Origin of the sequence: uncultured Thiodictyon sp. (genome assembly GCA_903837595.1) — a bacterium.
Classification (GTDB): Bacteria; Pseudomonadota; Gammaproteobacteria; order Chromatiales; family Chromatiaceae; genus Thiodictyon.
In genome coordinates this window covers 1-8,154 of record CAILVI010000456.1, presented here as the reverse complement: position 1 = coordinate 8,154, position 8,154 = coordinate 1, and the positions used below count along the sequence as shown (strand labels likewise).

9 protein-coding genes and 1 pseudogene are annotated in these 8,154 nt (G+C 59.6%); 5 read left to right on the top strand and 5 right to left on the bottom strand.

What is annotated here, in order from left to right:
• A pseudogene (locus tag QZY44_RS27325) lies at positions 1-421 on the top strand (DNA polymerase IV); the annotation flags it as partial.
• On the opposite strand, the gene QZY44_RS27320 reads toward QZY44_RS27325, so the two are convergent.
• Both QZY44_RS27320 and QZY44_RS27315 read right to left on the bottom strand, forming a co-directional pair.
• Positions 380-1,465, bottom strand: a complete 1,086-nt coding sequence (locus QZY44_RS27320; protein ID WP_295455529.1) for an ImmA/IrrE family metallo-endopeptidase — start codon at positions 1,463-1,465, stop codon at positions 380-382. The pseudogene QZY44_RS27325 and the gene QZY44_RS27320 overlap by 42 nt on opposite strands.
• Positions 1,449-2,063 (bottom strand): hypothetical protein, encoded by a 615-nt coding sequence (locus QZY44_RS27315; RefSeq protein WP_295455527.1) that lies wholly within the window; start codon positions 2,061-2,063, stop codon positions 1,449-1,451. The genes QZY44_RS27320 and QZY44_RS27315 overlap by 17 nt, the downstream gene beginning before the upstream one ends.
• A gap of 719 nt (positions 2,064-2,782) precedes the next feature.
• Between QZY44_RS27315 and QZY44_RS27310 the strand changes: the two genes are divergently transcribed.
• Positions 2,783-3,106 (top strand): integration host factor subunit alpha, encoded by a 324-nt coding sequence (locus QZY44_RS27310; RefSeq protein WP_295455525.1) that lies wholly within the window; start codon positions 2,783-2,785, stop codon positions 3,104-3,106.
• Positions 3,107-3,169: 63 nt separating this feature from the next.
• On the opposite strand, the gene QZY44_RS27305 is transcribed toward QZY44_RS27310, so the two are convergent.
• On the bottom strand, positions 3,170-3,433 hold the full coding sequence (locus tag QZY44_RS27305) for a hypothetical protein (RefSeq protein WP_295455524.1): 264 nt from the start codon (positions 3,431-3,433) through the stop codon (positions 3,170-3,172).
• Positions 3,434-3,606: 173 nt separating this feature from the next.
• Here QZY44_RS27305 and QZY44_RS27300 point away from each other — a divergent pair, with 173 nt between their 5' ends.
• Entirely contained in the window at positions 3,607-3,786 is a 180-nt protein-coding gene (locus QZY44_RS27300; protein WP_295455522.1) for a hypothetical protein, read from the top strand.
• A gap of 58 nt (positions 3,787-3,844) precedes the next feature.
• On the opposite strand, the gene QZY44_RS27295 is transcribed toward QZY44_RS27300, so the two are convergent.
• A complete protein-coding gene (locus QZY44_RS27295; protein WP_295455520.1) occupies positions 3,845-4,948 on the bottom strand; it encodes a tetratricopeptide repeat protein in 1,104 nt (367 codons plus the stop codon).
• Positions 4,949-5,791: 843 nt separating this feature from the next.
• Here QZY44_RS27295 and QZY44_RS27290 point away from each other — a divergent pair.
• Together QZY44_RS27290 and QZY44_RS27285 are read left to right on the top strand one after the other, a co-directional pair.
• Positions 5,792-6,256 carry a helix-turn-helix domain-containing protein gene (locus tag QZY44_RS27290; protein WP_295455517.1) on the top strand — a complete coding sequence of 155 codons (465 nt, stop codon included), beginning with the start codon at positions 5,792-5,794 and terminating at the stop codon, positions 6,254-6,256.
• Positions 6,257-6,829 (top strand): PIN domain-containing protein, encoded by a 573-nt coding sequence (locus QZY44_RS27285; RefSeq protein ID WP_295455515.1) that lies wholly within the window; start codon positions 6,257-6,259, stop codon positions 6,827-6,829. It abuts the gene before it with no gap.
• Positions 6,830-7,737: 908 nt separating this feature from the next.
• On the opposite strand, the gene QZY44_RS27280 is transcribed toward QZY44_RS27285, so the two are convergent.
• Positions 7,738-8,031, bottom strand: a complete 294-nt coding sequence (locus tag QZY44_RS27280; RefSeq protein WP_295455513.1) for a hypothetical protein — start codon at positions 8,029-8,031, stop codon at positions 7,738-7,740.
• Positions 8,032-8,154 lie beyond the last annotated feature (123 nt).

The following is an 8,154-nucleotide window of genomic DNA, read 5'->3' as shown; positions in this document are numbered from 1 at the left end:
GGTCGGCGAGCGCACCGCCCGCCAGTCACTCTCCAAGGAAACCACCTTCGGGGTAGACGTCGCCGATCCTCAAGTGCTGCACGATACCCTGCGCGCGCTGGCGGCCGAGGTCGCCGCGGCGGCCCGACAGGAGGGGATCGCGGGGCGCACCGTGACGCTGAAGATCCGCTTCTGCGGCTTTGAGACCCACACCCGCCAGCGGCGGCTCCCGCGGCACAGCGACGACGCCCGTACCCTGTTCGCTGCCGCCTGGTCGCTCCAGGCCGGCCACTGGCAGGGCAAGCCGGTGCGCCTGATCGGCCTGGGGATCGCCGATCTGGGCACCCCGGACCCGGTCCAGCCGGATCTCTTCGACGGTGCGGCCGAGCGCCCCGCGGATCTACCGCACAACACGAAGATGCGAAGCAGTAGCAGTTGGTAAGATCATTGCAAAACGATGGAGTGACTCAACGTCATTACGAAACGCGAGAATTGTTTTACATAAATCATCGAGGCTATATCCAAGCGACTTGAAATAGGCAAACAGATTAGGATAGTTTTGAATATTTTCCTTCGCTATCGGATTTGGCTCCTTGGTCTTGAAGCCCATTTGAGCCATCTGCATCCATAAATAACGGTATGAATTCGGATTCATAAAACCTAAATTATTAGCGCGAACCAAGAGTGCGCCCATAGATACTTTCCAAAACGGCTTAAGATTAGCGAGATCCTGAATACGAATCCTTTCAATTCGAGAGAACTGAGGCCGCAATTCAGAGTCTGGCATCAAAAATTCGGCGGCAAAAGCGTCGGCTTCGTCTTCCATTTGCTCGGTCGGCGTATCATGCAAAACCAAATGTGCAAGCTCATGCGCTAAGGTGAATCTCCACCGATCTCCAGGAATCTCCTGGTTAATAAAAACCAAGGGTGGCATATCATTAAAACGCAAACTTGTTGCATCCATCGCACGAGTCCCAAACTCGCATGGCACTACTATAACTCCGGCGCTTTCGATTAACGCGGTCATATCTTTGATCGGACCGTCAGGCAACGACCAGATAGCGCGTATTACCCGCGCGGCACATCCTGCATCCCCGTGATAGTCAGCGATATCAAGGGACGGCAATGGCCTCTTTGCCTCAATATCTACAGCCGATAGCAGCTTCTTTAAGTGTATCCTGGTTAAGTTGACTACCCCAGAAATACGCTTTCTATCTGCAGCGGATATCTTAGCCTTCTTACGATAGAAATAAGCGCTTGACCCAAAACCCAAGCGCTCTTCGTTTTGAAAGAAAAACTCAACAGGAAAATCCAGCGCTTTTGCTATTCGATCAATGACTGGGGGCTGAACTTCGCCCCCGACTCCGCCCTCAATTTTGGCAATAGTTCCCTGTCCCACAAGAACGCTGGCTGCCAGCTTCTCTTGAGTCCAATTGCGGTACTCTCGCGCAAGTACCACCATTTCGGGATTAAGGGTCTTGGTCATTTTTTTCACGGCGGCTGAACGGTAAAATTATACCAGCGCTCTTCTTGTGGTAGATCGCGGGTGGAGAATCGGCATCTTCGCGGCCGGAATGATCGAATAGATCTGTGATAATAGCAGTCACCTGCGCTTCGTGAAGCTCAAAATCCCAATAAGGCTTCCCGGAACCGTTAGGACAGACTAGATGAAAGCCGCTAACGTTCATCCCTAAACGGTCGAGCACATAGCCCGCCTCAACATTACAAATGGACTGAATGCCCGGCAACTCTCTCTGATTTCGAAAATTATCTACCTGGTTCGTCCGTTGATTGCAGGATCGCTTGCGCTCATCGAGCTTTTTGAACCTTAGGGCACAAGGCCCTATCAAGAACACTTTGAGTTTATCGAAGTTGTGAATACTAACCCCGGAGACCTGCTTGGCAGCCTCTGCGACAGTGAGATCATGAACAATAGTTGCTCGCGATCCGGAGCCGAGATCAACCCGAGTTTCGGGAGGTAAGTTTTCCCAACGCTGCCATGCGGTCAGCATTGATGCGCGAATCGGGCGCAAGTACGGGGACAAGGCATTTAAGGCGACCTCCCGGTCGACAAGATCAGGCATTGTTCAGGCACCCCCAGTTGTTGGTAAGGAAAGTCTAAGGCCCGCAACTGATTTTTACAAGAGAAATATTCCTGATTTATTCCATACAACTGAATCCCGCCTGATCAATACGCCCAAGCCCGCGTTCGATCCCTACCAAGTGAAACGCTGATTGACTCGGATGTCTCCGCATAAAATAAATATAAATCAATTATTTGTGAGATCTTCGACGTCCAAATCTGGGATTAATTGGCACTGCCCAAGTCTAGGCCCTTCTGCTCCCGATCCTGCCGCGGCGAACTCGAACGAGTGCCGACTCTGCGACCTTGGCCAACGGGGAGACCTCCCAGGGACCTGGGCACCCTGCCCAGCCGAGGACCTGCCGGTCGCGACCCTGCGACAGTCACCACCTGGTCATCCTCTCAGGCCACCGAGCACCCTGCCCGGTCGAGGCTCTGCCAGTCCTGATCCTGCGGCCGTCAGCACCTGGTCACCCTTCCCAAGGCACCGAGCACCCTGCCCAGTCGAGGTCCTGCGACCTTGGCGAGCGGATGACCCTCCCAAGCACCGAGTGCCCTGCACTGGGGGCCCCTGTGGACCCGGCCCACTGCCAGGGCGAAACACCAGCCGGCCTGAAATAACCACACTTCAAAATTGATTTTACAGGTGTCTTCTCAGATAATGGCTGGCCATGCAGCGGCTTGGGTCTATTTCTGCATACTGATGACGGGAGTGAGAGGATGGCCTTGACCAAAGCCGACTTAGCAGAACACCTGTTCGAGGAACTCGGGCTCAACAAACGCGAGGCCAAAGACCTCGTCGATAGCTTTTTCGAGGAAATCCGCAAAACCCTGGAGCGCGGCGAGGAGGTCAAGCTGTCCGGATTTGGCAACTTCGAACTGCGCGAGAAAAAGGAGCGCCCGGGGCGCAATCCGAAAACCGGGGAGGAGATCCCGATCACCGCCCGCCGGGTCGTGTCTTTCCATCCAGGCGAAAAACTCAAGGCGCGGGTGAAAGACTATGCTGGCACCCAGGTCGGCGCGTCTTCTGCCGATTCGGTGTGACCCGTTTCTCCCGGCAAGCCGCTCAGGACGAGGGATAGCGCGGGACGGCGAAGCCGACCAGGTTCACTTGGCTGTTTCTGGGGGCGCCGGGTGGATCACGTCAGCGGTCAGGGGATTCGTCACCAGCGGCGTTGTTGGGTCTACCTCCAACCGGCCGGGGCATGAGTCAGCGGTTGCGGCAAGGTCGGCCAGCAGCTGGGGCAGATAGACCCGGGCAAGCGCGCGCTGATTGGCGGTGTAGCGCCGCGGGACAAGTCCCCAGGTCTTGCCACGCTCGCAGCGCTGGGGATTGTTGGGCCTGTCTCTGGGGGGCTGCTGTGGTTTCATGGGCGCGCTCCTGGTCTCACTGCTAAAGACCAAATGGGGTCACCAGATAAAACGCAAAAGGCGTGAAGATCGTGCCGCATAGTGGTACCCGAACCGCCCGCAAGACCCTGTCGGCACGCGATTTCAGCCGGAAACCTCGCTCCAAGGGGGCTCCGGCTGCCACTTGGTGGCTCATGACGCGCGTGTTCGGTTTGGCCCTGGCCCTGATTGCGGGCGGCTGGCTGCTGGCGGGCTTCGTCACCCTCGATGAGGCTACCGTGAGCGTCGAGAAAGACGCCCAGGATGACGGAACCGCCCCCACAGGCCTTGCCCACTGGTCCGAACTGAAGCCGGCCGCGGAGGCCCCACCGTGACCGCCTGGCGCCTGCTTCGCCGATGTTTGCCAGTCGGACCGCAGATGTTTGCAGGTCGCTACAATTGGCGCTTATCACCGTATAAGCTAACAGCGATCTCGTATTCTCGATCAAGGCCTGTCTGCATCGCGGTTTTTGGATCAAACATCAGGACGCCTACATGCATCATGCTCACCAGTTCAAGACCCGAGAAATCTCCCGGAAGCGCCTTAAGATGATAGCGTTTCCCTGGGTCGTTGACGGCAAGCCCGGACTGGCCAAGACGCGCAATCTCCAACACGATCTGGCCGACCTCCTGTTGCGAGAGGTCGGCGAAGCGCTCCAACGTGTTCTGCATATACATGACCGCATCGAGGCGCGGCTTGTTGGTGCCGTCGCGGTGTAGATCGCTGTTGGCGAGACGGTTGAGTCCGGCAATGGCCGCATCCGCCAGCGGCGTATCGGCAAAGCGAGTCATGACCCGTTTGTAGACCTCGATCGCCTCACTTTTCTGGTCGGGACCAAGCTCCTCGAGGCATTCGCCGAGGGCCAGGCTCGCAGTGGGGTCGTCGGGTTTCGTCGCGAGCACCTGGCGGAGCAGGGGCACTGCCTCGGCATACTTTTCGAGATTGGCCAGCACAGCGGCCAGGTTGCGGGCAGCGAAATTGTCATGGGGATCGGCCGCGAGTGCCTCGCGCAGCACCTGCTCGGCCTCCTTCGACCGGCGCAGGCGAGCGAATGCCACACCCAGTCCGACGCGGGCGTTCCCGTAGCTCGGATCGATCCTCAGGCAGCGTTCGAGCGCCTCGATGCACTCTTCAAACCGGCCCATCTCGCTCAGACAAATACCGCGATTGTAGGCGATATCCGCGTCTTCCATCATTTCGTCCATGGTTTCGAGGAGCGGCAAGGCTTCCTCGATCGCGCGGTGCTGAAGCAACCCGACCACATACGCCTTCGGCTCCAACCCGCCGCGCGCCCACGCCAGCACGCGGATAATGCCGTCACTGCAAGTGACTGCTGCATCAAAGTTTTTCTTCGCATACTTGGCGGCAAAATAGATGAGTACCGCGTTGTCGAATGCCTCACTGCCTGGCTCGCGGGCATTGCTCGGGAGTACCGACACATCGAACGACTCGTACGGAATGCGGAGAATCTCTGGGGCCTGAGGCTTGATTTTCATGAGTTAAGAATCGGATTTGACGCGGATTGAGGGTGGCCTCAACCACCAAAAGTGTGAGTGTACCCCGAGACCGGGGCAGCATGGCCGCGGCGGCGGCCCTAGGGATCCGGGCAGGGATCCTGGACGTTGGCCCCGGCCAAGTTCCTTGCCGGGCAGTCTGAGGCCGCGGTAGCCGTTCAGCCCCGCTGGGTGCTGTAATCCGCTGTAACCTCCGCTGCTTTATCGCTGTAACAACACGGTTAGGGCGAAACCGGGGAATTCCGTGTCGATGGCTACCTAAAGCCGCCTGTAGTTGGCGAATAATGCGGGTAATCGCCAACGAGGGTGGTGAAAAGCGGTCGGGTCGCTGGGGAGTATAGGGGGCTGGGCGCCGGGTGGAAAGGGAGAGTGTATGCCCCGTGGCTGCGGCGCTGCGCCGTGTAGCAGACGGCGACACGCTTGCGCCCGAGGGGCGCCATGCGCGGACGGGTGTTCACCCAGCAGGAGGAGACAAGGGCCGCACCATGCTCTACAAAATCAGTGCCGTTGAAACTGGTACGGCACTTTACTGGTCGCGACCGCCACAGCCTTCCCCACCGCCGGGCGCCGACTCCGGGCGTAAGGCAGGGCGGTTAGACAATACCTGATCCTGACCGTCAGCAAATGGTCAGGTGTGGATGTGCCGGTCGAGGTGCGGCCTGCGCAGTACTGGAGTGGGCAGGCGCGGACCAAGGAACGTGCCGGCGCCGTAGAAGCAGTCAGGGGCCTTGCAAGGGAAGCAGTACGACCGCCATTTTTCGAATATTTCGTTTATTTCGGTTACACTTCAGCCCTGATGCTGTTTCACGCTTCCAGGAGGCTGCCGTGACCACACTTTCGCCCACCCGCGCGCTACCCTCGGCCGCCGAGGTTGCCCTTGCACGAGAGAGCAGCCGGACACTGTCCGCATATCTGCAGACCCGCGCAGAAACCCAGCAGATCGAGATCTTCGACGACCAAGGTGCGGCCCAGCCGGTTCGTGTCCCAGTGTCGGCGCTGCGGCTGCTCGTCGATTTGCTGACCGAGATCGGCGAGGGCAATGCGGTCAGCATCATCCCGATCCATGCTGAGCTGACCACCCAGGATGCGGCGGACGTGCTCAATGTTTCACGACCGTTCCTGGTCCAGTTGCTGGAGCGCGGCGAGATGCCGTTCCACAAGATCGGCACGCACCGGCGCGTACGCTACCAGGACGTGATTGCCTACAAGGAGCGCATCGACGTAGAGCGCAACAAGGTCCTTGATGCGCTGGCCGAGCAAGCCCAGGAGCTCAAGATGGGGTACGAATGAGTGAGTTCGCACTTCACGGTTGTCTATGACGCGTGCGTGCTCTACCCGGCACCGCTGCGCGACTTCCTCATGCGCTTGGCGTTGACGGATCTCTACCGGGCGCGTTGGACGGATATGATCCATGATGAGTGGACACGAAACGTCCTAAGGCAGCGTCCGGACCTGAAGCCAGAGGATTTGAACCGCACCCGTGTTCTGATGAACGCCCATGTGCGGGACAGCCTCGTCACCGGCTTTGAGCACCTGATTGCGTCCGTCGCGTTGCCGGACGCCGATGACCGCCATGTGGTTGCTGCCGCGATTCATGGCGGCGCCAGCCTGATCGTGACTTTCAACTTGAGGGACTTCCCGCCGGACCGTCTCAGCCCCTACAACCTGGTGGCCCAGCATCCCGATGACTTCATCTTCGATCTACTCGATCTGCATCCGGCCAGGGTCTGCGAGGCGGCCGCCAACCACCGGCGATCACTGAAGAATCCGCCAAAAACAGCGGACGAGTATCTGGATACGCTGCTGAAACAAGGGCTCCCACAAACCGTCGGGGTGCTGCGGGGGTGGAAGCTGGCGATCTGACGGACGCGGGTTCAAGACCGCAAATGGAAATCGAACTGGCCCGATCATCGATGAAGTTGAGCAACGATCAATGGACGCTGTCAGTGAGGAACCCTCGCTGGTCGGCGATAAACCGCGCAATACGCACCAGTTCGCAAGGTTGGGGCCTTGCAAGGTCCTCGGGCGCCTCACCCCAGCCGTCACGGGATTGTTCCGACAGCGACCCATGGACCGCGAAAGACGCGCTCGCGGTGCCACGCCAGAAACGCGTGATGAGGATCGACGAGCCGATGGAACCGAAGCGGCCTATCGAGCCCCAGAACCAACCTCGCGGCAGAGTCGAGGGCTTCCGCGACGACCACTCTGCCCCTGTCGTCGAGTTTGACCGCCGGGTCTTCTGGTGTAGAGGGCGGCCAGGTTGCACCACGCCGCAGCCAAGCCCCGGGGTCCTGGTTCTCCTGACGGCCGCGCCGTCGAGGACGCGGATCAGGCGTTGCTGGCGTACCGCTCCGTGCAGGGCTGTCGCACAACTCCTAAGTTACGCGACAACCACCGGGAGGCTCGAACGACGGGCCTTCGACCTGTTTAATCCGTTTTCATTTTCCGAAGTTCTATGCACCAGTCGAGTGGGCCCGCGGCCCGGTGTGCATAGGACTTTGGACCGCCGGTCGGTCCGAAGTCGCGTTCACCGGGCTCGTCCATGCTCTGGTAGACCCCTTCACCACGGGGCATCGGCATGGACCCGCAGTCACCTTCCTCCCGCGGGAGCGTTGAGGGCGGACGAAGTGAAGCTGCTCGCCAAGGGGTAATTCCCTGCCTTCAAGTTAGGTAGTGCAGGTGACTCCGGACATTCCGTGCAACCGACTTCGGAAAATGACAGCCGTTGCCGAAGCCGTCATGGTGCGCCAGTCCGACGGCCCACCGACGCGTTACCTCAGATCGAGCCCTCCCTGCATATCGATCCCCAACCGCCGCCTGACCAACCCCGCGTACTCCGCCCACTCCGCATCGTCGAGCCCGGCGGCCATCCCCAGCCGGCGCAGGTTCGCGCGCAGGTCGGCTTCGGTTGCAATGTGGGCCAGGGGGCCGGGCTCGTCCTCGGGTCGGGCCAGGACGTGACCGTCGGGCGTGACCACCAACTCGGCGAGGGTTGGTGTGGTGTACTGGCGCTCCAAGACGAAGCCCAGGATGGCTGCTAGCTGGAGGCCGTGTCCTTCCGGCAAGCCTGCATGAATTCCGAATGCGGTTCCGGTAGCGTGGGAGCCCCGCGTCCTTGGCGAACGGGAGGGGCGATGTTGTCGCTGGCCGGGCGGGCAGGCGACACCAAGCCGGCAGCGTCTGGCGCC

What these genes read in the sequence shown, in the direction of transcription:
- QZY44_RS27320 (WP_295455529.1), bottom strand. Translation starts at nt 1,465, where the DNA reads ATGACCAAGACCCTTAATCCCGAAATGGTGGTACTTGCGCGAGAGTAC.
- QZY44_RS27315 (WP_295455527.1), bottom strand. Translation starts at nt 2,063, where the DNA reads ATGCCTGATCTTGTCGACCGGGAGGTCGCCTTAAATGCCTTGTCCCCG.
- QZY44_RS27310 (WP_295455525.1), top strand. Translation starts at nt 2,783, where the DNA reads ATGGCCTTGACCAAAGCCGACTTAGCAGAACACCTGTTCGAGGAACTC.
- QZY44_RS27305 (WP_295455524.1), bottom strand. Translation starts at nt 3,433, where the DNA reads ATGAAACCACAGCAGCCCCCCAGAGACAGGCCCAACAATCCCCAGCGC.
- QZY44_RS27300 (WP_295455522.1), top strand. Translation starts at nt 3,607, where the DNA reads ATGACGCGCGTGTTCGGTTTGGCCCTGGCCCTGATTGCGGGCGGCTGG.
- QZY44_RS27295 (WP_295455520.1), bottom strand. Translation starts at nt 4,948, where the DNA reads ATGAAAATCAAGCCTCAGGCCCCAGAGATTCTCCGCATTCCGTACGAG.